The organism is Zestomonas carbonaria (assembly GCF_904061905.1).
GTDB lineage: Bacteria > Pseudomonadota > Gammaproteobacteria > Pseudomonadales > Pseudomonadaceae > Aquipseudomonas > Aquipseudomonas carbonaria.
This window is the reverse complement of sequence record NZ_CAJFCI010000023.1, coordinates 11,114-32,555: the sequence shown is the minus strand read 5'-3', so window position 1 is coordinate 32,555 and position 21,442 is coordinate 11,114. Positions and strand designations below refer to the sequence as shown.

At 67.5% G+C, this 21,442-nt stretch carries 18 protein-coding genes; 14 read left to right on the top strand and 4 right to left on the bottom strand.

What is annotated here, in order from left to right:
• Positions 1 to 74: 74 nt before the first annotated feature.
• From PSEWESI4_RS03865 to PSEWESI4_RS03805, 13 genes are read left to right on the top strand one after another with little or no spacing between them, the layout of a single operon-like run.
• On the top strand, positions 75 to 500 hold the full coding sequence (locus PSEWESI4_RS03865) for an acyl-CoA thioesterase (RefSeq protein ID WP_187669861.1): 426 nt from the start codon (positions 75 to 77) through the stop codon (positions 498 to 500).
• Positions 497 to 1,090: an outer membrane lipoprotein carrier protein LolA gene (locus PSEWESI4_RS03860; protein WP_187669860.1), complete on the top strand. Its 594-nt coding sequence runs from the start codon at positions 497 to 499 to the stop codon at positions 1,088 to 1,090. The genes PSEWESI4_RS03865 and PSEWESI4_RS03860 overlap by 4 nt, the downstream gene beginning before the upstream one ends.
• Positions 1,080 to 3,419, top strand: a complete 2,340-nt coding sequence (locus PSEWESI4_RS03855; RefSeq protein WP_187669973.1) for an MMPL family transporter — start codon at positions 1,080 to 1,082, stop codon at positions 3,417 to 3,419. Before PSEWESI4_RS03860 ends, PSEWESI4_RS03855 begins: the two co-directional genes overlap by 11 nt.
• A complete protein-coding gene (locus tag PSEWESI4_RS03850; RefSeq protein ID WP_187669859.1) occupies positions 3,416 to 4,573 on the top strand; it encodes a cation:proton antiporter in 1,158 nt (385 codons plus the stop codon). Before PSEWESI4_RS03855 ends, PSEWESI4_RS03850 begins: the two co-directional genes overlap by 4 nt.
• Positions 4,560 to 5,810, top strand: coding sequence for an NAD(P)/FAD-dependent oxidoreductase (locus tag PSEWESI4_RS03845; RefSeq protein WP_187669858.1), 1,251 nt, complete (start codon positions 4,560 to 4,562; stop codon positions 5,808 to 5,810). The genes PSEWESI4_RS03850 and PSEWESI4_RS03845 overlap by 14 nt, the downstream gene beginning before the upstream one ends.
• 18 nt (positions 5,811 to 5,828) lie before the next feature.
• Positions 5,829 to 6,557, top strand: coding sequence for a class I SAM-dependent methyltransferase (locus PSEWESI4_RS03840; protein ID WP_187669857.1), 729 nt, complete (start codon positions 5,829 to 5,831; stop codon positions 6,555 to 6,557).
• Positions 6,554 to 7,045, top strand: a complete 492-nt coding sequence (locus PSEWESI4_RS03835; protein ID WP_187669856.1) for a DUF3261 domain-containing protein — start codon at positions 6,554 to 6,556, stop codon at positions 7,043 to 7,045. Before PSEWESI4_RS03840 ends, PSEWESI4_RS03835 begins: the two co-directional genes overlap by 4 nt.
• Positions 7,045 to 8,241, top strand: a complete 1,197-nt coding sequence (locus PSEWESI4_RS03830; protein ID WP_187669855.1) for a beta-ketoacyl-[acyl-carrier-protein] synthase family protein — start codon at positions 7,045 to 7,047, stop codon at positions 8,239 to 8,241. Before PSEWESI4_RS03835 ends, PSEWESI4_RS03830 begins: the two co-directional genes overlap by 1 nt.
• Positions 8,238 to 8,699 (top strand): ApeP family dehydratase, encoded by a 462-nt coding sequence (locus PSEWESI4_RS03825; protein WP_187669854.1) that lies wholly within the window; start codon positions 8,238 to 8,240, stop codon positions 8,697 to 8,699. The genes PSEWESI4_RS03830 and PSEWESI4_RS03825 overlap by 4 nt, the downstream gene beginning before the upstream one ends.
• Positions 8,696 to 9,424, top strand: coding sequence for a 3-oxoacyl-ACP reductase FabG (fabG, locus tag PSEWESI4_RS03820; RefSeq protein ID WP_187669853.1), 729 nt, complete (start codon positions 8,696 to 8,698; stop codon positions 9,422 to 9,424). Before PSEWESI4_RS03825 ends, fabG begins: the two co-directional genes overlap by 4 nt.
• Positions 9,424 to 10,650 carry a beta-ketoacyl-ACP synthase gene (locus PSEWESI4_RS03815; RefSeq protein ID WP_187669852.1) on the top strand — a complete coding sequence of 409 codons (1,227 nt, stop codon included), beginning with the start codon at positions 9,424 to 9,426 and terminating at the stop codon, positions 10,648 to 10,650. Before fabG ends, PSEWESI4_RS03815 begins: the two co-directional genes overlap by 1 nt.
• A gap of 27 nt (positions 10,651 to 10,677) precedes the next feature.
• A complete protein-coding gene (locus PSEWESI4_RS03810; RefSeq protein ID WP_187669851.1) occupies positions 10,678 to 11,067 on the top strand; it encodes a putative periplasmic lipoprotein in 390 nt (129 codons plus the stop codon).
• Between the two features lie 24 nt (positions 11,068 to 11,091).
• Entirely contained in the window at positions 11,092 to 11,532 is a 441-nt protein-coding gene (locus PSEWESI4_RS03805; protein WP_187669850.1) for an excinuclease, read from the top strand.
• A gap of 59 nt (positions 11,533 to 11,591) precedes the next feature.
• Here PSEWESI4_RS03805 and PSEWESI4_RS03800 read toward each other — a convergent pair whose 3' ends face one another.
• On the bottom strand, positions 11,592 to 12,485 hold the full coding sequence (locus tag PSEWESI4_RS03800) for a LysR family transcriptional regulator (RefSeq protein WP_187669849.1): 894 nt from the start codon (positions 12,483 to 12,485) through the stop codon (positions 11,592 to 11,594).
• 176 nt (positions 12,486 to 12,661) lie between these two features.
• Between PSEWESI4_RS03800 and PSEWESI4_RS03795 the strand changes: the two genes are divergently transcribed.
• Positions 12,662 to 13,963, top strand: a complete 1,302-nt coding sequence (locus PSEWESI4_RS03795) for an MFS transporter (RefSeq protein ID WP_187669848.1) — start codon at positions 12,662 to 12,664, stop codon at positions 13,961 to 13,963.
• An 88-nt stretch (positions 13,964 to 14,051) separates the two neighbouring features.
• Here the strand turns inward: PSEWESI4_RS03795 and hemE are convergent, their stop codons facing one another.
• The 3 genes from hemE to gltB form a co-directional block, all read right to left on the bottom strand.
• Positions 14,052 to 15,119 carry a uroporphyrinogen decarboxylase gene (hemE, locus tag PSEWESI4_RS03790; RefSeq protein WP_187669847.1) on the bottom strand — a complete coding sequence of 356 codons (1,068 nt, stop codon included), beginning with the start codon at positions 15,117 to 15,119 and terminating at the stop codon, positions 14,052 to 14,054.
• Positions 15,120 to 15,279: 160 nt separating this feature from the next.
• Positions 15,280 to 16,698 carry an FAD-dependent oxidoreductase gene (locus PSEWESI4_RS03785; protein WP_187669846.1) on the bottom strand — a complete coding sequence of 473 codons (1,419 nt, stop codon included), beginning with the start codon at positions 16,696 to 16,698 and terminating at the stop codon, positions 15,280 to 15,282.
• A gap of 120 nt (positions 16,699 to 16,818) precedes the next feature.
• Complete coding sequence (gene gltB, locus PSEWESI4_RS03780) at positions 16,819 to 21,267, bottom strand: glutamate synthase large subunit (RefSeq protein WP_187669845.1); 4,449 nt, start codon at positions 21,265 to 21,267, stop codon at positions 16,819 to 16,821.
• Between the last annotated feature and the right edge of the window lie 175 nt (positions 21,268 to 21,442).

The window sequence follows — 21,442 nt, the reverse complement described above, 5'->3', positions numbered from 1 at the left end:
CTACTCCCTCTCCCGCCGAGAGAGGGCCGGGGTGAGGGAACGGAGCCGGGCCCATGGCTCAGGAGCGATCCACCATGCGTAGCCAAGGCGTTCTCCAGGCAGAGGTCGAAATCCTCGTGCCGTTCTTCGACGTCGACTCGATGGAGGTCGTCTGGCACGGGCACTACGTCAAGTATCTGGAAGTCGCCCGCTGCGCCCTGCTGGACAAGCTCGGCCACAACTACACGCAGATGCGCGATGCCGGCTACGCCTGGCCGATCATCGACCTGCAACTGCGCTACATCCGGGGCGCCACCTTCGGCCAGCGCCTGACGGTGCGCGCCGACCTGGTCGAGTGGGAGAACCGCCTGAAGATCAACTACCTGATCCTCGACGCCGAAACCGGCGAGCGCATGACCCGCGCCAGCACGGTGCAGGTGGCGGTGGAAATCGCTACCCGCGAGATGCTGCTGGCCTCCCCCGGAGTGTTCGTCGCCGCCGTGGAAAAGGCGCTGGCATGAAGCACGCGCTCGCCGTTGCCCTGCTGCTCTGCGCGCCGCTGGCCCAGGCCTTCGACCTCGCCCAGCTCAGCGCGCAACTGGCCAAGCCGGCGGTGGTGCGCGGCCCGTTCGTGCAGGAAAAGCACCTGCGCGCCCTGCCGCAGCCACTGACCAGCAAGGGCCGGTTCGTGCTGTCGCGCGAACATGGCCTGCTCTGGCAGTTGCAGACGCCGTTGCAGCAGGACTACCGCATCGACGCCCAGGGCATCGCCAAGCGTACCGACGACGGCTGGCAGACCCAGCCCGGCCAGGACGTCGCCGCCCAGCAGAGCCGGCTGTTCCTCGCCGTGCTCAAGGGCGACCGCTCAGGCCTCGAACGCGACTTCGAACTGCAACTGAGCGGCGATGCAGGTGCCTGGCAATTGCACCTGATCCCGCGTTCGCTGCTACTCAAGCAGATATTCACCGCCATCGAGATCGATGGCGGCGATCTGGTCGAGCGTATCGAGCTGATCGAAACCCAGGGCGACCGCAGCGTGCTGCGCCTGCCGCAGAGCCAGCCTGGCGCTGAACTGAGCGACACGGAGCGGTCCGACTTTGCTGCCGATTGAACGCCTCCTGCCGCGCCTGTTCCTGATCCTGCTCGCCGGGCTGCTGGCGCTGGCCGCCTGGCAATGGCGGGCCGGCGCACCGGTCGAGGCCGGCATGCTCGGCCTGCTACCCCACGGTGCTGGCGACGCGCGTGTCCAACAGGCCGAGCAGCGCATGCGGGAACCGCTCAATCGCGAACTGCTGGTGCTGGTCGGCCATGCGCAGCGCGAACGGGCGATCGCCCTGGTGCAGCGAATCGGTCAGCGCTGGCAGGCGGAGCGCCTATTCGAACGCGTGCAATGGAACCTCGACGCCGACCTGCACGCCGTGCGCGAACAACTGCGGGCCAGCCGCCTGGCGCTGTTGCCGCCCGCCGACCGCCAGTCGCTCATCGACCACCCCGACGACTTCATCCGGCAGCGCGCCGCACAGTTGTTCGACACCTTCGCCCACGTCGCCCTGCTGCCCACCGACCAGGACTGGCTCGGCCTCGGGGCCCGCGCCCAGCAGGCGCTTAATCCCCACAGCCGGGTCCAGGCCGACCTGGCCAGCGGCGCGCTGCTGCTCGAGGACCGGGGCATCACCTGGGCGCTGCTGCGCGCACGCACCCACGGCGACGCTTTCGACATGCAGGCGCCGCCGGACATCGCCGCCGAGGTCGAACGCGCGCGCGAAGAGATCGAAGCCGCTGGCGGCCAGTTGCTCGCCGCCAGCGGTGTGCTCTACGCCGCGGCCGGCCAGGCCAAGGCCACCCGCGAAATCACCGTGATCGGTGGCGGCGCCACGCTCGGTACGTTGTGCCTGCTGCTGTTCGCCTTCCGCCGTGCGCGGGTCCTGCTCAGCCTGCTGCCGATCGGCGTCGCGCTGCTCGCCGGCATCACCGCCTGCGTGCTGGTGTTCGGCCAGATCAACGCGCTGACCCTAGTGCTTGGCGCCAGCCTGATCGGCGTGGCCGCCGACTACCCGCAGCACTACCTGAGCAAGAGCTGGGCCGGGACCGACTGGCGCAGTTGGAGCGCCCTGCGCGCGACCCTGCCGGGACTGAGCCTGAGCCTCGGCGCCAACCTGATCGGCTACCTGGCGCTGGCCTTCACACCGTTCCCGGCGCTGACCCAGATCGCCCTGTTTTCCGCCGCCGGGCTGATCGGCGCCTACCTCTGCTCGGTGTGCCTGCTGCCGGCCTGGCTCAGCCCCCTGCGCCTGTCGCCGCCACCCGCCGTGCTGCGCTTCTGCGAGCGTCTGCTGGCGCTGCGGGCGCACCTGCTGGGCCGCACCGGCAGTTGGCCGCTGTTCGCCCTGTTGCTGGCGTTCTGCGCCGGCGGCCTGTGGCAACTGAACACGCAGAACGACCTGCGCCAGTGGCTCGGCCAGGAGCCGCGCTTGCAGGCCGAGGCGCAACGTATCGCCGAGCTGACCGGTCAGCAGCCGACCAGCCAGTTCTTCCTGGTGCGCGCCACCGACGAAGCGCAATTGCTGGAACGCCAGGCCGAACTGACCCGGCGCCTGGCCCCGCTGCTGACCGATGGCAGCCTGCACGGCTATCGCGCGCTCAGCCAACTGGCCGCGCCGACCTCGGCCCTGGAGCCGCTACGTGCCGCGCTGCGCCAATTGCCGGAGCACTGGCAGCCGCTGCTCACCGCCGGCCTGCCGGAAACGGCGCTGCGCCAGGAGCTCGATGCGCTGCTGAACAGCCCCCAGCCGCGCCTCAACCAGATCCTGGCCGGCCCGCTCGGCGAGCCCTGGCGGCCGCTCTGGCTCGGCGCCGACGCCAACGGCGTGGCCGGCCTGGTCAGCTTGCAGGGACAGGCAGATGCCGCTCGCCTGCGCGCCATCGCCGAAGGTCTCGACGGCGTGCAACTGGTCGACCGTCTCGGCGAATTGAACCAGCTCTTCGCCGCCACCCAGCTCAGCGCCGCCGAGCTCAAGCTGCTCTCCAGCCTGGCCATCCTCCTGCTGCTGTGCCTGCCGTTCGGGCTCGGCGGCGCGCTGCGCGTGGTCAGCCTGCCGCTGCTGGCCGCGCTGGCCGCATTGGCCTGCCTCGGCTGGCTGGGACAGCCGCTGACCCTGTTCAGCCTGTTCGGCCTGCTGCTGATCACCGCCATCGGCGTCGACTACGCGATCCTCATGCGCGAGAACATCGGCGGCCCGGCGGTCAGCCTGCTCGGCACCCTGCTCTCGGCGCTGACCAGTTGGCTGTCGTTCGGCCTGCTGCTGGTCAGCCAGACCCCGGCCATCGCCAACTTCGGCCTGGCGATCAGCCTCGGCCTGCTGTTCGCCTTCCTGCTATCGCCCTGGGCCGGCACACCGCGACAGGCCGTGCCGGGACTCGCCGCAGGAGAACCGGCATGAACGTGCTCGGCTTCTGGCTGCTGGCCCTGGCGCTCTACGCCCTGGTCGCGATACTCGGCAGGCGCCGGCTGCTTCCCATCGTCGGCCAGTTGCTGGTCGCCAGCCTGGCGATTCCCGCGCTGCTGCTCGGCTGGGCCGAACCGCACTGGCAACTCGACGCCCAGACCCTGCTGGCGCCGCTCTGGCTGGACCTGCTCTACGGCCTGTGCTTCGCCCTGCTGCTGGGCTACATCCTCAGCGACGTGATCGACCTGGAGATCAGCGCGGCGAGCCTGAAGATCGCCCTGCCGAGCTTCCTCGTCCCGCTGCTGGCCGGCCTGGCCTGCACCGCCTGGCTGCTGCCCGGCGAGTACGGCTGGCTGGGTGCGCTGGGCATCGGCCTGCTGTTCTCGATCACCGCGATCCCGGTGCTCTACCTGTTCCTGCAGAGCATCGACTACCCGCCGGCGGCGACCAGGCGCCTGCTGCACGCGGCGATCCTCATGGACTTCCTGTGCTGGAGCCTGTTCGGCCTGGCCCAGGGCAGCGCGCATCCGGCCAGCCTGCTCTGGCCGCTGCTGGCCGCCGGCCTGCCGCTGCTGCTGTACGGCCTGCGCCTGCGTCACGGGCTCTGCTACAGCCTGCCGTTCTTCGCCCTGATGCTGCTGTTCCAGACGCTCAAGCTCAACGCACTGGTCTTCGGCATCGGCTACATGCTGTGTCTGGCCTGGGTGCGGCAGCCATTCCAACTGCCGCTGCCCGAACGCCACTGGAAAGGCCTGCTCAACGGCCTGGCGGTGCCGCTGATCCTCACCTGCGGCGTGCTGCGCGTGGATTTCCACGGGGTCGCCGAACACTATTCCTGGCTCTACCTCGGCGCGCTGCTGGTGCTGCCGGTTCTGAGCAAGGTCGCCGGCAGTTGGCTGGGCCTGCATTGGGCCGCTCCGGGCGCGCCTGCACAGGTCAAGTGGCGGGAAAGCCTGCTGCTGAACATTCGCGGGTTGACCGAAGTGGTCTTCCTCAACCTGCTCCTGCAATTGCAGTTGATCGATTCGCTGGTGTATTTCGGTCTGCTGCTGATGAGCCTGTTCTCAACCTTGCTGCCGGCCCTGCTCGGCACGCGCCACTCCGCTCAGACCGATATCGAGGCAAGGAGCCGCTATGAAATCCCCTGAAGTCGAACAACGCCGGATCGTGGTAATCGGCGCCGGCCCGTCCGGCGCCATCGCTGCCGCCCTGCTCAAGCGCAACGGCCACGACGTGCTGGTGCTGGAACGCCAGCGCTTCCCGCGCTTCTCCATCGGCGAGAGCCTGCTGTCGCACTGCCTGGACTTCGTCGAGGAAGCCGGGATGCTCGAAGCGGTCCAGGCCGCCGGCTTCCAGACCAAGCACGGAGCGGCCTTCGCCTGGGGCGAGCGCACCAGCGAGTTCGACTTCCGCGACAAGTTCACCGCCGGCAAGGGCTCGACCTACCAGGTGGTGCGCGCCGACTTCGACAAGCTGCTGGCCGACCAGGCCGAGCTGCAGGGTGTGGAAATCCGCTACGAGGAAGAGATCGTCGCAACCGACTTTTCCGGCGCCTGCCCGTGCCTCACCGTGCGCCGCCTGGCCGACGGCCAGGTGTACCGGGTCGAGTGCGCCTTCGTCCTCGATGGTAGCGGCTACGGCCGGGTGCTGCCGCGCCTGCTCGACCTCGAACAGCCGTCGAACTTCCCGGTACGCCGTGCGCTGTTCACCCATGTCGAGGACCGCATCGCGCCGACCTCGGGCTTCGACCGCGAGAAGATCCTCATCACCACCCACCCCGAACTGCGCGACGTGTGGTTCTGGACCATCCCGTTCAGCAACGGCCGCAGCTCCCTCGGCGTGGTCGCCGACGCCACGCGCTATGCGGGCCACGATGCCGACCTGGATGCCTGCCTCAAGCGGTTCGTCGCCGACACGCCGAGCCTGTCCCGGGTGCTGGAGCATGCGCGGTGGGACACGCCGGTTCGCGAAATCCACGGCTACTCGGCCAACGTCAAGCGCCTGCACGGACCGGGCTTCGCCCTGCTCGGCAACGCCGCCGAGTTCCTCGACCCGGTGTTCTCCTCCGGAGTGACCATCGCCATGCGCTCGGCGAGCATGGCCGCCGGCCTGCTGCACCGCCAGCTCGGCGGCGAGACGGTGGACTGGGAAACGGAGTTCGCCGTGCCGCTGAAACGTGGCGTCGACGCATTCCGCGCCTACGTCGAGGGTTGGTACGATGGCTCCTTCCAGGACGTGATCTACCACGAGAACGCCGCGCCGGAGATCCGCCGGATGATCTGCTCGATCCTCGCCGGCTATGCCTGGGACGAGCGCAACCCCTACGTCGCCGAACCGAAACGGCGCCTGCGCGTGCTGGCCGAACTCTGCGCCCAGCCCGCCTGAGATGGAAAAGGACGTCCCATGACCCGTGCCGCCGCCACCTACGTCGAAGAAACCGGATTCGGTTTCTGGTTCCTGCAAAGCCACATCTGGCAGCATCACGTGCTGCGCGTGGCGATCAACGACCTGTGCGGGCTGATCGATTCACCGCCACCGGCCGCGCCGGTGCTGCTCGACGCCGGTTGCGGCCAGGGGCGCTCGTTCCGCCTGCTCCATGAAGCCTTCGCCCCGGCGCGGCTGATCGGCCTGGACGCCGACCCGCACAGCCTCGACCGCTCGCGTGCCGAGGCCGGGCACCTGGGTCTCGACGTCGAGCTGATCGCCAGCGACTGCGCGGAGATCCGCCTGCCGGACGCCTGCGTCGACATCCTGTTCTGCCACCAGACCTTCCACCACCTGGTCGAACAGGAAAAGGCGCTGGCCGAGTTCTGGCGCGTGCTCAAGCCCGGCGGCCTGCTTCTGTTCGCCGAATCGACCAAGTTCTACATCGACACCTGGGTGATCCGCTGGCTGTTCCGCCACCCGATGGAAGTACAGAAGAGCGCCGAGGAATACCTCGCCATGCTGCGTGGCCAGGGCTTCCAGTTCGCCGAGCGCAACGTCTCCTACCCCTACCTCTGGTGGAGCCGCGCCAAGGACTTCGGCCTGCTCGAACGCTGGGGCCTGGTGCGGCCGAAGCCGTTCGGCCAGCGCGACGAGACCCTGGTCAACGTCGCCGCGCGCAAGCCGCTGGAGACCGCCGCATCATGATTCGCGCGCTACTGCTCGGCCTCAGCCTGCTGCTGACCGCCTGCGCCACCACGACGCCGCTACCGAGCAGCGTGCCGGAGCTGGACCTGCCGCTGTCTCTGCATGTCCAACGCGACGACGGCGCGACCAGCCAGGACTGGCTGCTGGTGGTCCAGGAGGAGGCCGATACGCTGCGCTGGTCGCTGTTCGATCCGCTGGGCGTGCCGCTGGCGCGCCAGCAACTGATCGATGGCGAATGGCACAACGACGGCCTGCTGCCGCCGAACGCCGAGGCACGCCAACTGTTCGCCGCCCTGCTGTTCGCCCTTGTCCCGGCCCAGCAACTGGCGCACACCTACCCGCCGGGCGAGTGGACGGCGGCCGACGGTCAGCGCCGGCTTAACCCGGACTGGCGGATCGGCTACCGTGCGCCGCTGAACTTCACCTTGAACCGCGTCGAGGGCCCGCGCTACCGGGTCACCGCACTCATCCCGGACTCCGACTCCTGATGCCCAGTTACCTCAACGCGCTCGGTGTGATCTGCGCCCTCGGCGAGGGCAAGCAGGCGGTCGCCGACGCCCTGTTCGCCGGCGATGCCCAGGGCATGCGAGCGCAGCCCGGCTGGGTCGCCGGACAGGCATTGACGGTCGGCGCCGTCCATTCCGCGCTGCCGGCCATGCCGGCCGGCCTGGAAACGGCACACAGCCGCAACAACCAGTTGCTGCTGGCCGCCTCGCGGCAGATCGAAGCGCCGATCCGCGCCGCCATCGAGCGGCATGGCGCCTCTCGTGTCGGCGTGGTGCTCGGCACCAGCACCTCGGGCATCCACGAGGCCGGCCAGCACATCGCCGCCTGGCAGGTCGACGGCGAACTGCCGGCCGCCTACCGCTACGCCCAGCAGGAAATGGTGGCGCCCGCGGCCTTCCTCGGCGACTGGCTGCGACTGGCCGGGCCGAGCTATTGCCTGTCCACCGCCTGTACCTCCAGCGCCCGCGCCCTGCTCAGCGCCCACCGGCTGCTGCAACAGGGTTTCTGCGACGCCGTGCTGGTCGGCGGTGTCGACAGCCTGTGCGGCCTGACGCTGAACGGCTTCTCCGCGCTGGAGGCGGTGGCCGCCGAGCGCTGCAACCCGTTCTCCGCCAATCGCCGTGGCATCAATATCGGCGAGGCGGCGGCCCTGTTCCTGATGACCCGGGAGCCCGGCGACGAACACGCCATCGCCCTGCTCGGCGGCGGCGCCAGCTCCGATGCCCACCACATATCCGCGCCGCAACCCGGGGGCCTCGGCGCCCAGGCGGCGATGCGCCAGGCACTGGCCAGCGCTGGCGTGGCGGCGGGCGACATCGACTACCTCAACCTGCACGGCACCGCCACCGCGCACAACGACGCCATGGAAAGCCTGGCGGTCGCCGCGCTGTTCCCCGACGGCGTGCCCTGCTCGTCGACCAAACCGCTCAGCGGCCACACCCTGGGCGCCGCCGGCGCGCTGGAGGCGGCCTTCTGCTGGCTGACACTGAGCTCTTACAATACCGGGCGCCGGCTGCCGCCGCAGTTGTGGGACGGCGTCGCCGACCCCACGCTGCCGCGCCTGGACCTGGTCGAACCGGGCCGCCGCCTGGACAAGCCACGCGGCCGCCGGCTGATGAGCAATTCCTTCGCCTTCGGCGGCAGCAACCTGTCGCTGATCCTCGGAGACCTCCCATGACCTGGCCCATCGCCGAACTGCTGCCCCATGCCGGCGACATGATCCTCGTCGACGAACTGCTCGCCTGCGACGAAGACAACGTGGAAACCCGCCTCGTCGTGCGCCCCGGCGGCCCGTTCAACGACGTCGACGGCAGCCTGCCGGCCTGGGTCGCCCTGGAACTGATGGCGCAGAGCGTCGCCGCCTACGCCGGCTACCACGCACGCCAGGCCGGGCAGCCGGTGGAGCTTGGCTTCCTGCTCGGCACCCGCAAGTTCGACTGCAACGTCGAGCGCTTCCCCGCCGGTAGCGAACTGCGCATCCGCGGCCTGCGCTCGCTGCAGGACGACAACGGCATGGGCGTCTTCGAATGCCACCTCGACGGCCCCGGCATCCACGCCGAGGCGCGCCTGAACGTATTCCGTCCGCCGAACCCGGACGGCTACCTGCAAGAACCCGCCCAGGACTCCCCCGCATGACCGACCCGATCCTGATCACCGGCTCCAGCCGCGGCATCGGCCGCGCCATCGCCCTGCGCCTGGCGCGCGCCGGCTTCGATATCGTCCTTCACTGCCGCAGCCGCCGCGACGAGGCGGAAAAGGTCCAGGCCGAAATCGAAGCGCTCGGCCAGAACGCCCGCATCCTGCAGTTCGACGTCGCCGACCGCGCTGCCTGCCGCGCCATCCTGGAAGCCGACGTCGAAGCGCACGGCGCCTACTACGGTGTGGTGTGCAACGCCGGCCTGACCCGCGACGGCGCCTTCCCGGCGCTCACCGACGAAGACTGGGACCTGGTCCTGCGCACCAACCTCGACGGCTTCTACAACGTGCTGCAACCGCTGACCATGCCGATGATCCGCCGCCGCAAGCCGGGACGCATCGTCTGCATCACCTCGGTGTCGGGGCTGATCGGCAACCGTGGCCAGGCCAACTACAGCGCCTCCAAGGCCGGGGTGATCGGCGCCGCCAAGTCGCTGGCCATCGAGCTGGGCAAGCGCAGGATCACGGTCAACTGTGTGGCGCCAGGGCTGATCGATACCGAGATTCTCGACGAGCAGGTGCCAGTCGAGGAAATCCTCAAGATGATCCCGGCACAGCGCCTGGGCACACCGGAAGAAGTGGCCGGCGTGGTGAATTTCCTGATGTCCGAGGAAGCCGCCTACATCACCCGACAGGTCATCGCAGTCAATGGAGGACTCTGCTGATGAAGCGCGTGGTCGTCACCGGCATGGCCGGCATCACCTCGCTCGGCAACGACTGGGCGAGCATCGAGGCGGCGTTCCGCAGCAACCGCAGCGGCATCCGCCGCATGGACGAATGGGACCGCTTCAGCGAACTGAACACCCGCCTGGCCGGGCCGATCGACGACTTCGCCGCTCCCCGGCACTGGACGCGCAAGCAGCTCCGCAGCATGGGCCGCGTGTCGCGCCTGGCGGTGGCGGCCTCGGAGCGCGCGCTGGAGAATGCCGGCCTGCTCGGCGAGGACAGCATCCGGGACGGCCGCATGGGCGTGGCCTGTGGCTCGTCCACCGGCAGCACCGACGAGATCAAGGCGTTCGGCAACATGCTGCTCAACTCCGTCGCCGATGGCCTCAACGCCAACTCCTACGTCCGCATGATGCCGCACACCACGGCGGCCAATATCAGCATCTTCTTCGGCCTCACCGGCCGCCTGATCCCTACCTCCAGCGCCTGCACCAGTGGCAGCCAGGGCATCGGCTACGCCTATGAAGCGATCAAGTTCGGCCGCCTGCCGTTGATGCTCGCCGGCGGCGCCGAGGAACTGTGCCCGACCGAGGCGATGGTGTTCGACGCGCTGTACGCCACCAGCCTGAAGAACGAGGCTCCGCAGACCACGCCACGCCCCTACGACAGCGGCCGCGACGGCCTGGTGATCGGCGAAGGCGCCGGCATGCTGGTGCTCGAGGAGCTGGAGCACGCTCTGGCGCGCGGGGCGACCATCCATGCCGAGATCGTCGGCTTCGGCAGCAACGCCGACGGCGCGCACATCACCAAGCCCGAACAACTGACCATGCGCGGCGCCATGCAACTGGCCCTGGACGACGCCGGCCTGAGCCCGGACGCCATCGGCTACGTCAACGGCCACGGCACCGCCACCGAGCAGGGCGACATCGCCGAGACCCTGGCCACCGCCGAGCTGTTCGGCAGCCGCATGCCGATCAGCTCGCAGAAGAGCTTCCTCGGCCACACGCTCGGCGCCTGCGGCGCGCTGGAATCCTGGTTCAGCATCGAGATGCTGAACAGCGACCGCTACATCCACACCCTCAACCTCGATGCCGTCGATCCGCGCTGCGGCGAGCTCGACTACCTGAGTGGCGAGGTGCGGCAGATGAGCCACGAGTACGTGATGAACAACAATTTCGCCTTCGGCGGGGTAAACACCTCGCTGATCTTCCGCCGCTGGCGCTGATCCCACCGAGAGAAAGGAAACGCTCGAATGAAACAGCTCTTCGCCCTTCTGTTCTGCGCCACACTGCTGGTCGGCTGCACCAGCAAACCGGTCCTCAACCCGAGCGAACAGGTGCCGGCCAACGTGCACGCCGACCAGGCCACCATGCAGAAGGCCATCGTCGACGCCCTGACCAGCCGGGGCTGGACCGTGCAGCAGGTCACGCCGACCGACATCCGCGCCGCGATCACCGTGCGCAACCGCCACCGCGCGCAGATCGCCATCAACTACAGCCCGCTCGACTACCAGATCCAGTACGTGAACAGCAGCGGCCTGGACTACAAAGATGGCAAGATCCACCGCAACTACAATCGCTGGGTCGCCAACCTGAGCAACACCATCCGCCAGAACCTCACCACCGCCACCAACGCGCAGTAACCCCACCCGTCAAGGAGAAGACCAATGCAACTGAAAAACTGGACCCTCGCCGCGCTCGTCCTCGCCGCCATTCCCGCCGTCAGCCAGGCGCGCGACACGACCCTGTTCCTGGACTTCGACAGCGTCGTCGCCGAAGCCACCCAGGCCGGCCGCCTGGACGGCAGCGTGAAGTTCTACCTGGCTGGCGAGAAGGTTCCCGGCAAGGTCAGCACGCTGAACGAAGCGGTCACCAACAAGAAGACCAACGCCTTCAACAAGAGCGACGAGGAAGCCTGCTCCTGGGTGCTGCAATCGGCGCTGATCACCCTGCAGGACGCCGCCAAACGGGCCGGCGCCAATGCCGTGGTGGACATCGTCAGCTACTACAAGCGCAACGAGTTCAAGGACCCGCAGAAGTACGAGTGCCACGCTGGCGCCGTCATTGCCGGCGTCGCCCTCAAGGGCAAGATCGCCAACGTCAAGTAAGCCCTGCGACCCGCCCCCTCTCCCGCCACGAGAGGGGCCGGACACTCCCCTCCGGGGCGCTACGAAATCGCCTCCCGCGTCACCAGTTCGATGAACGCCTGCGCCTGGGGCGAATGCTCCCGGCGGCGGCGCACCAGCCAGACCGCGGTGGTGGCCTCGGGGTCCAGCAGTTCGCGGTAGACCACGCCGTCGACCCGCATGCGGCGGAACGAGGCCGGCAGCACCGATACGCCCAGCCCGGCCGCCACCAGTCCGATGATGGTCATCGCCTCGCCGGCTTCCTGGGCGATGCGCGGGGTGAAACCGGCCTGGCGGGCCAGGTCGAGCAACTGATCGTACAGGCCGGTCCCGAAACTGCGCGGAAAGAACACGAACGGTTCTTCGGCCAACGCGGCGACGAGGATTCCCGCCTCGCTGCCCGTGGCCAGCGGGTGGTCGGCCCGCAGCACCACCACCAGCGGTTCGCGGAACAGTTCGATCTTCTCCAGCCCGTCGGGCAGCGCCAGCGGGCGGATCACGCCCACCTGCACGCGTTCCTCCAGCAGCGCCTCGGCCACCTGCCGGCTGCTCATCTCCAGCAGATCGAGATGCACCGCCGGGTAGGCCTGGCGGAAGGCGAAGATGCTGCGCGGGATGGTCGAGGTGAAAGGGGCCGAGGAGGTGAAACCGATCTTCAACTCGCCCAGCTCGCCGCGCTGCGCCCGGCGCGCCAGTTGCACCGCCTTGTCGGATTGCGCCAGCACCTGGCGCGCCTCGTCGAGGAACAGCCGCCCCACTTCGGTCAGTGCCACCCTTCGGTTGGTGCGCTCCAGCAGACGGGCGCCGAGTTCTTCCTCCAGCGCCTGGATCTGCTGGCTCAGCGGCGGTTGGGAAATGCCCAGCCGCTCGGCGGCGCGGCCGAAGTGCAGCTCCTCGGCGACCGCGACGAAGTAGCGCAGGTGACGGAGTTCCATGCTTGCCTCGATTGATCTCTAAAACATATCAAACGTGTCAAACAATATATTGGAAATACCAAAGCGCGCTCCATATCCTTGTCACATAACCCCAACAACACCTTTCCCAGCTACTGCCGGCGAGCATTTGCGGACTGACTTCGTTCGCCCTCCCGGCCCGATTTACGAGGTGAGTTGTGAGTCGCTCCGCCCCATCCGGCGAACCTTCCTTGCTGCAGGCCGCCCATGACGCCAACCGGGACGTCGTGATCGCGGCAGAAACCCTCGAAAGCTACATCGAGAAAGACACACCGGCCTTCCTGCACACTTCTCTGGCGCTGTTCTCCGGCGGCTTCGCCACCTTCGCCCTGCTCTACTGCGTGCAGCCGATGATGCCGGTGCTGTCGCGCGCCTACGACCTGACCGCCGCGCAGAGCAGCCTGGTGCTGTCGATCTCGACCATCATGCTGGCGATCGGCCTGTTGATCCTCGGGCCGATTTCCGACGCCATCGGCCGCAAGAAGGTGATGGTCGCCTCGCTGGTGTGCGCCGCGCTGTTCACCCTCGGCAGCGCGGTGATGCCGAGCTGGCACGGCATGCTGTTGATGCGCGCGCTGCTCGGCCTGGCGCTGAGCGGCCTGGCGGCGGTGGCGATGACTTACCTGAGCGAGGAGATCCACCCGCTGCACCTGGGCCTGTCGATGGGCCTGTACATCGGCGGCAACGCCATTGGCGGGATGAGCGGGCGGCTGATCACCGGCGTGCTGATCGATTTCGTGTCCTGGCAGACCGCGCTGGCCGTGCTCGGCGGCCTGTCGCTGGCCGCCGCGCTGCTGTTCTGGCGCATCCTGCCGGAGTCGCGCAACTTCCGGCCCGCGCCACTGAACCTGCGCGCGCTGGTCGCCGGCTTCCGCGCCCACCTGGGCGATCGCGGCCTGCCCTGGCTGTTCCTCGAAGGCTTCCTGCTGATGGGCGCCTTCGTCACCCTGTTCAACTACATCGGCTATCGCCTGCTCGACGATTACCACCTCAGCCAGACGCTGGTCGGCCTGCTGTCGGTGGTCTACCTGTCGGGCATCTACAGCTCGGCCTGGATCGGCTCGCTGGCCGATCGCCTGGGCCGGCGCAAGGTGCTCAAGGCGGTGATCCTGCTGATGATCGCCGGGCTGGCGCTGACCCTGTTCACCCCGCTGGCACTGGTGCTGGCCGGCCTGTTGCTGTTCACCTTCGGATTCTTCGGCGCCCACTCGGTGGCCAGTAGCTGGATCGGCCGCCGCGCGCAAAGGAACAAGGGCCAGGCCTCGGCGCTTTACCTGTTCAGCTACTACCTCGGCTCCAGCGTGGCCGGCACCCTCGGCGGGGTGTTCTGGCACCACTACGGCTGGCACGGGGTCGGCGCGTTCATCGGCGGCCTGCTGGTGCTGGCCCTGCTGACCGCGCTGCACCTGGCGCGGGTGCCGGCGCTGCCGAGCCGGTTCGGGGCGCAGCCGGCGCATTGATCACGCAGACCCCATCACGACGTTTCGATGGGTTGCACCCATCCTACGAAGCGTCACGCGAAGGGCGCCGACTGGCGCCCTTGTCGTATCAGCGGTGGTACTGCGCGGACAACTCGTGCACCGCCTCGAAGAACGCGCCGGCGTGGGCCGGGTCGACTTCCGGGGTGATGCCGTGGCCGAGGTTGAACACGTGGCCGGTGCCTTCGCCATAGGCGGCGAGGATGCGCGCCACTTCGGCGCGGATGGCTTCCGGCCTGGCGTACAGCACGCTCGGGTCCATGTTGCCCTGCAGGGCGACCTTGCCGCCGACGCGGGCACGGGCGCTGCCGATGTCGCAGGTCCAGTCCAGGCCCAGGGCCTCGGCGCCGCTATCGGCCATGGATTCGAGCCACAGGCCGCCACCCTTGGTGAACAGGATCACCGGCACGCGACGGCCGTCGTGCTCGCGGATCAGCCCGTCGACGATCTTGCGCATGTAGGCCAGGGAGAATTCCTGGTAGGCCGCCGCCGACAGCGCGCCGCCCCATGAGTCGAAGATCTGCACCGCCTGGGCGCCGGCCTTGATCTGGCCGTTCAGGTAGGCGGTGACGGATTGGGCCAGCTTGTCGAGCAGCGCGTGCATGGCCTGCGGGTTGTCGTAGAGCATCGCCTTGGACTTGCGGAAGTCGCGCGACGAGCCGCCTTCGACCATATAGGTGGCCAGGGTCCAGGGGCTGCCGGAGAAGCCGATCAGCGGCACGCGGCCGTTCAGTTCGCGGCGGATGGTGCGCACTGCGTCCATCACGTAGCCGAGGTCGGCTTCCGGGTCGGGGATCGGCAGGGCATCGATATCGGCCTGGCTGCTGACCACCTTCTTGAAGCGCGGCCCCTCGCCGGTCTCGAAGTACAGGCCCTGGCCCATGGCGTCGGGGATGGTGAGGATGTCGGAGAACAGGATCGCCGCGTCCAGTTGCGGGTAGCGGTCCAGCGGCTGCAGGGTGACCTCGCAGGCCATCTCGGGGTTCATGCACAGGCTCATGAAGTCGCCGGCCTTGGCGCGGGTGGCCCGGTACTCCGGCAGGTAACGACCGGCCTGGCGCATCATCCAGACGGGTGTGACGTCGACGGGCTGCTTGAGCAGGGCACGGAGGAAACGGTCGTTCTTCAGGACGGTCATGGCAGGCTTCTTCAGCAGAGTAAGCGGCAAAAAAGTGCGGGCATTTTCGCAAAGCGCAAAGCAAAAGGCACGGCGAGTGCCGTGCCTTTTGTCCAGAGCGACGATCTGCCGCAGCCTGAAGACGTACGCGTCATGATGGGTTGCACCCATCCTGCGGCGCTTAGACGCCCAGGTAGTCGAGGATGCCCTCGGCGGCGTTGCGTCCTTCGTAGATCGCCGTCACCACTAGGTCGGAACCGCGCACCATGTCGCCACCGGCGAAGATCTTCGGGTTGCTGGTCTGGTGCTTGAAGGTGGCCTCGGCCGGGGCGACCACGCGGCCCTGGCTGTCGGTCTGGATCTCGAACTGCTCGAACCACGGAGCCGGGCTGGGACGGAAGCCGAAGGCGATGACCACCGCATCGGCCGGCAGGATCTCCTCGGAACCGGGGATCGGCTCGGGACTGCGACGGCCACGGGCGTCCGGCTCGCCGAGACGGGTCTCGACCACCTTGACGCCTTCCACCTTGTCCTCGCCGACGATGGCGATGGGCTGGCGGTTGAAGAGGAACTTCACGCCCTCTTCCTTGGCGTTCTTCACCTCGCGGCGCGAACCGGGCATGTTCTCGGCGTCGCGGCGGTAGGCGCAGGTCACGCTCTTGGCGCCCTGGCGGATCGAGGTGCGGTTGCAGTCCATGGCGGTGTCGCCACCACCGAGCACCACGACCTTCTTGCCCTTCATGTCGATGAAGTCGTCCGGCGACTTCTCGAAACCGAGGTTGCGGTTGACGTTGGCGATCAGGAAGTCCAGCGCGTCGTGCACGCCAGGCAGGTCTTCGCCGGGGAAGCCACCCTTCATGTAGGTGTAGGTGCCCATGCCCATGAACACCGCGTCGTACTCGGCGAGCAGTTGTTCGACGGTCACGTCCTTGCCCACTTCGGTGTTCAGGCGGAACTCGATGCCCATGCCGGTGAACACTTCGCGGCGGCGCGAGAGGACGCTCTTCTCCAGCTTGAACTCGGGGATGCCGAAGGTCAGCAGGCCACCGATCTCCGGGTTCTTGTCGAACACCACCGGAGTCACGCCGTTGCGCACCAGCACGTCGGCGCAACCGAGGCCGGCAGGGCCGGCACCGATCACCGCGACACGCTTGCCGGTCGGCTTGACCTTGGACATGTCCGGGCGCCAGCCCATGGCGAAGGCGGTGTCGGTGATGTACTTCTCCACCGAACCGATGGTCACCGCGCCGAAGCCGTCGTTGAGGGTGCAGGCACCCTCGCAGAGGCGGTCCTGCGGGCACACGCGGCCGCAGACTTCCGGCAGGGTGTTGGTCTGGTGCGACAGCTCGGCGGCGGCCAGGATGTTCCCTTCCGAGACCAGCTTCAGCCAGTTCGGAATGAAGTTGTGCACCGGGCACTTCCATTCGCAGTACGGGTTGCCGCAGCCAAGGCAGCGATGCGCTTGCTCGCCGGCCTGCTGCGGTTTGAACGGCTCGTAGATTTCCACGAACTCTTTCTTGCGCTGGCGCAGCAGCTTCTTCTTCGGATCCTTGCGCCCGACCTCGATGAACTGGAAGTCGTTGTTCAGACGTTCAGTCATTTCAAAACCTCTTAACAGCGGCGGCAAGCTTCAAGCTGCAAGCCGCAAGACAATCACGTAGGGCCGGCAAGCCCGTGCTGCTTCTGACTTGCAGCTTGGGGCTTGCCGCTTGCCGCTGTTTCATTGCGGGTTGGCACGAGTGCTGGAAAGCAGCGAGGCCAGGTTGGCGGCCTTCGGCTTGACCAGCCAGAACTTGCGCAGGTAGTCGTCCAGGTTCTCGGAGAGGGTACGCCCCCACTCGCTCCCGGTTTCCCGCACGTACTCGTCCAGCACGCTCTGCAGATGGCTGCGATACGCCTCCATCGCTTCGTTATTGATCCGCTGGATCTCCACCAGCTCGTGGTTGATACGGTCGACGAAGCTGTTGTCCAGGTCGAGCACGTAGGCGAAGCCGCCGGTCATACCCGAGCCGAAGTTGTAGCCGGTCTTGCCGAGCACGCAGACGAAACCGCCGGTCATGTACTCGCAGCAGTGGTCGCCGGTGCCTTCCACCACGGCATGGGCGCCGGAGTTGCGCACGCCGAAGCGCTCGCCGGCGGTACCGGCGGCGAACAGCTTGCCACCGGTGGCGCCGTACAGGCAGGTGTTGCCGATGATGGCCGATTCCTGGGTCTTGAACGGGCTGCCGGCAGGCGGGGTGATGACGATCTTGCCGCCGGTCATGCCCTTGCCGACGTAGTCGTTGGCGTCGCCTTCCAGGTACAGGTTGAGGCCACCGGCGTTCCACACGCCGAAGCTCTGCCCCGCGGTGCCCTTGAAGCGGAAGGTGATCGGCGCATCGACCATGCCCTGGTTGCCGTGGGTACGGGCGATCTCGCCGGAAATCCGCGCGCCGATGGAACGGTCGCAGTTGCAGATCTCCAGTTCGAACTCACCACCAGCCTTGCCGGCGATGGCATCCCTGGCCAGCTCGACCATCTTCTCGGCGAGCAGGCCCGGGTCGAACGGCGGGTTGCGGTCGACTTCGCAGAACTGCGGCTTGTCCGCCGGGATGTGCGCGCTGCCAAGCAGCGGCGACAGGTCCAGGTTGCCCTGCTTGGCGGTTTCGCCGGGCAGCAGTTCGAGCAGGTCGGTACGGCCGATCAGTTCGCCGAGGCTGCGCACGCCGAGCCTGGCCAGCCACTCGCGGGTCTCGGTGGCGATGTAGGTGAAGAAGTTCACCACCATGTCCACGGTGCCGATGAAGTGGTCCTTGCGCAGCTTGTCGTTCTGGGTGGCCACGCCGGTGGCGCAGTTGTTCAGGTGGCAGATGCGCAGGTACTTGCAGCCCAGGGCGACCATCGGCGCGGTGCCGAAGCCGAAGCTCTCGGCGCCGAGGATGGCGGCCTTGATCACGTCGAGGCCGGTCTTCAGGCCGCCGTCGGTCTGCACCCGGACCTTGCCGCGCAGGTCGTTGCCGCGCAGGGTCTGGTGGGTCTCGGCGAGGCCCAGTTCCCAGGGCGAGCCGGCGTACTTGATCGAGGTGATCGGCGAGGCGCCGGTGCCGCCGTCGTAGCCGGAGATGGTGATCAGGTCGGCATAGGCCTTGGCCACGCCGGCGGCGATGGTGCCGACGCCAGCCTCGGCCACCAGCTTGACCGACACCAGCGCGGTCGGGTTGACCTGCTTGAGGTCGTAGATCAACTGCGCCAGGTCTTCGATCGAGTAGATGTCGTGGTGCGGCGGCGGCGAGATCAGGGTCACGCCGGGTACCGCGTAGCGCAGGCGGGCGATCAGGCCGTTGACCTTGCCGCCAGGCAACTGGCCGCCCTCGCCGGGCTTGGCGCCCTGGGCCACCTTGATCTGCAGCACTTCGGCGTTGACCAGGTATTCCGGGGTAACGCCGAAGCGGCCGGTGGCGACCTGCTTGATCTTCGAGCTCTTCAGCGTGCCGTAGCGCGCCGGGTCCTCGCCGCCCTCACCGGAGTTGGAGCGCGCGCCCAGGCGGTTCATCGCCTCGGCCAGCGCTTCGTGGGCTTCCGGCGACAGCGCGCCGAGGGAAATACCGGCGGCGTCGAAGCGCTTGAAGATCGCTTCCAGCGGCTCGACCTCGTCGAGGCTCAGCGGCCGCTCGGCCGGCTTGACCTTGAGCAGGTCGCGCAGCATCGCCACCGGGCGCTTGTCCACCAGCGCGGTGTATTCCTTGAACTTCTCGTAGCTGCCCTGTTGCACGGCGGCTTGCAGGGTGTTGACCACGTCCGGGTTGTAGGCGTGGTACTCGCCGCCATAGACGAACTTGAGCAGGCCGCCCTGCTGGATCGGCCGGCGGTTGTTCCAGGCCTCGCCGGCGAGCAGCTTCTGCTCGGTCTCGATATCGACGAAGCGCGCACCCTTGATGCGGCTGGCGACGCCACGGAAGCACAGTTCGGTGACTTCATCGGACAGGCCGACGGCCTCGAACAACTGGGCGCCACGGTAGGAGGCGACGGTGGAGATGCCCATCTTCGAGAGGATCTTCAGCAGGCCCTTGGAGATGCCCTTGCGGTAGTGCTTGAACACCTCGTACAGGTCACCCAGCACTTCGCCGGTGCGAATCAGGTCGCCCAGCACTTCGTAGGCCAGGAACGGGTAGACCGCCGAGGCACCGAAGCCGAGCAGCACCGCGTAGTGGTGCGGATCGCGGGCGGTGGCGGTCTCGACCAGGATGTTGCAGTCGCAGCGCAGGCCCTTCTCGGTCAGGCGGTGGTGCACGGCGCCGGTGACCAGCGAGGCATGGGCCGGCAGCTTGCCGGGGGCGATATGCCGGTCGGAGAGCACCAGCAGCACCTTGCCGGCACGCACCGCTTCCTCGGCCTGGTCGGCCATGTTGCGCACGGCGGCTTCCAGGCCCATCGACTCGTCGTAGTTCATGTCGATGATCTGGCGCTCGAAGCCCGGGCGGTCCAGGTTCATCAGCGCGCGCCACTTGGCCGGCGAGATCACCGGGCTGCTGAGGATCACCCGGGTGGCATGCTCGGGCGACTCCTGGAAGATGTTGCGCTCGGCGCCCAGGCAGATCTCCAGGGACATCACGATGGCTTCGCGCAGCGGGTCGATCGGCGGGTTGGTGACCTGGGCGAACTGCTGGCGGAAATAGTCGTAGGGCGAGCGCACGCGCTGCGACAGCACGGCCATGGGCGTGTCGTCACCCATCGAGCCGACCGCCTCCTGGCCCTGTTCGCCGAGCGGACGCAGCACCTGGTCACGCTCCTCGAAGGTGACCTGGAACATCTTCATGTACTGCTTGAGCTGGTCCGGGTCGTAGAAAGCCGAACCGTGGTCGCGGTCTTCCAGGGTCGCCTGGATGCGCTGGGCGTTCTTGCGCAGCCACTGCTTGTAGGGATGGCGCGACTTCAGGCGGCTGTCGATGGCATCGGTGTCCAGCACCTGGCCGGTCTCGGTGTCCACGGCGAGGATCTGCCCCGGGCCGACCCGGCCCTTGGCGATCACGTCCTCGGGCTGGTAGTCCCATACGCCGATTTCCGACGCCAGGGTGATGTAGCCGTTCGTGGTGGTGACCCAGCGCGCCGGGCGCAGGCCGTTGCGGTCGAGCAGGCAGACGGCGTGGCGGCCGTCGGTCAGCACCACGCCGGCCGGGCCGTCCCACGGCTCCATGTGCATGGAGTTGTATTCGTAGAAGGCGCGCAGGTCGGCGTCCATGGTCTCGACGTTCTGCCAGGCCGGCGGAATGATCATGCGCACGCCGCGGAACAGGTCGATGCCGCCAGTGACCATCAGCTCCAGCATGTTGTCCATGCTCGAGGAGTCGGAGCCGACACGGTTGACCAGCGGGCCCAGCTCTTCCAGATCCGGGATCAGCTCGTTGGCGAACTTCAGGCGGCGCGCCTGGGCCCAGTTGCGGTTGCCGGTGATGGTGTTGATCTCGCCGTTGTGGGCGAGGAAGCGGAACGGCTGCGCCAGCGGCCACTTCGGCAGGGTGTTGGTGGAGAAGCGCTGGTGGAACACGCAGATCGCGGTCTGCAGGCGCTCGTCACCCAGGTCCGGATAGAACTGGGCGAGGTCGGCCGGCATCATCAGGCCTTTATAGATGATGGTCTTGTGCGAAAAGCTGCAGATGTAGTGGTCGGTGTCGGCGGCATTGGCCACCGAGGAGCGACGCCGGGCGCTGAACAGCTTGATGGCGAACTCCTGGTCGGAGAGACCTTCGCCGCCGATGAACACCTGCTCGATGATCGGCAGGCGCTCTAGGGCCAGGCGGCCGAGCACGCTGGTGTCCACCGGCACCTTGCGCCAACCCACCAGTTGCAGGCCGGCAGCGAAGATTTCGCGGTTCATGTTCTCGCGGGCGGCCTCTGCCCTGGCCGGGTCCTGGTTGAAGAACACCATGCCCACCGCGTACTGCTTGGGCAGTTCGACGGAGAAGTGTTCCCGGGCCATGGCGCGCAGGAAGACATCGGGCTTCTGGATCAGCAGACCGCAGCCGTCACCTGTCTTCCCGTCGGCGTTGATACCGCCGCGGTGGGTCATACAAGTCAGGGCTTCAATCGCGGTCTGCAACAGGTGATGGCTCGCCTCGCCCTGCATGTGGGCGATCAGACCGAAGCCGCAGTTATCCTTGAACTCCTCAGGATGGTACAGACCTGCTCTCATAGGGACTCTCACCAGGATGCCTTTTTACAAGGCAATTACTTTCTAATTCAAATACTTACCAAGCGCGCAGGACGAAGCGCCAGCTTTGCGCAGGCAAAAGGGGGGTCATTGTACACATCAGATAAGGGGGTCACAAACCCCTTTATGACGCACAAGCGACACCTTATGTCGCCAA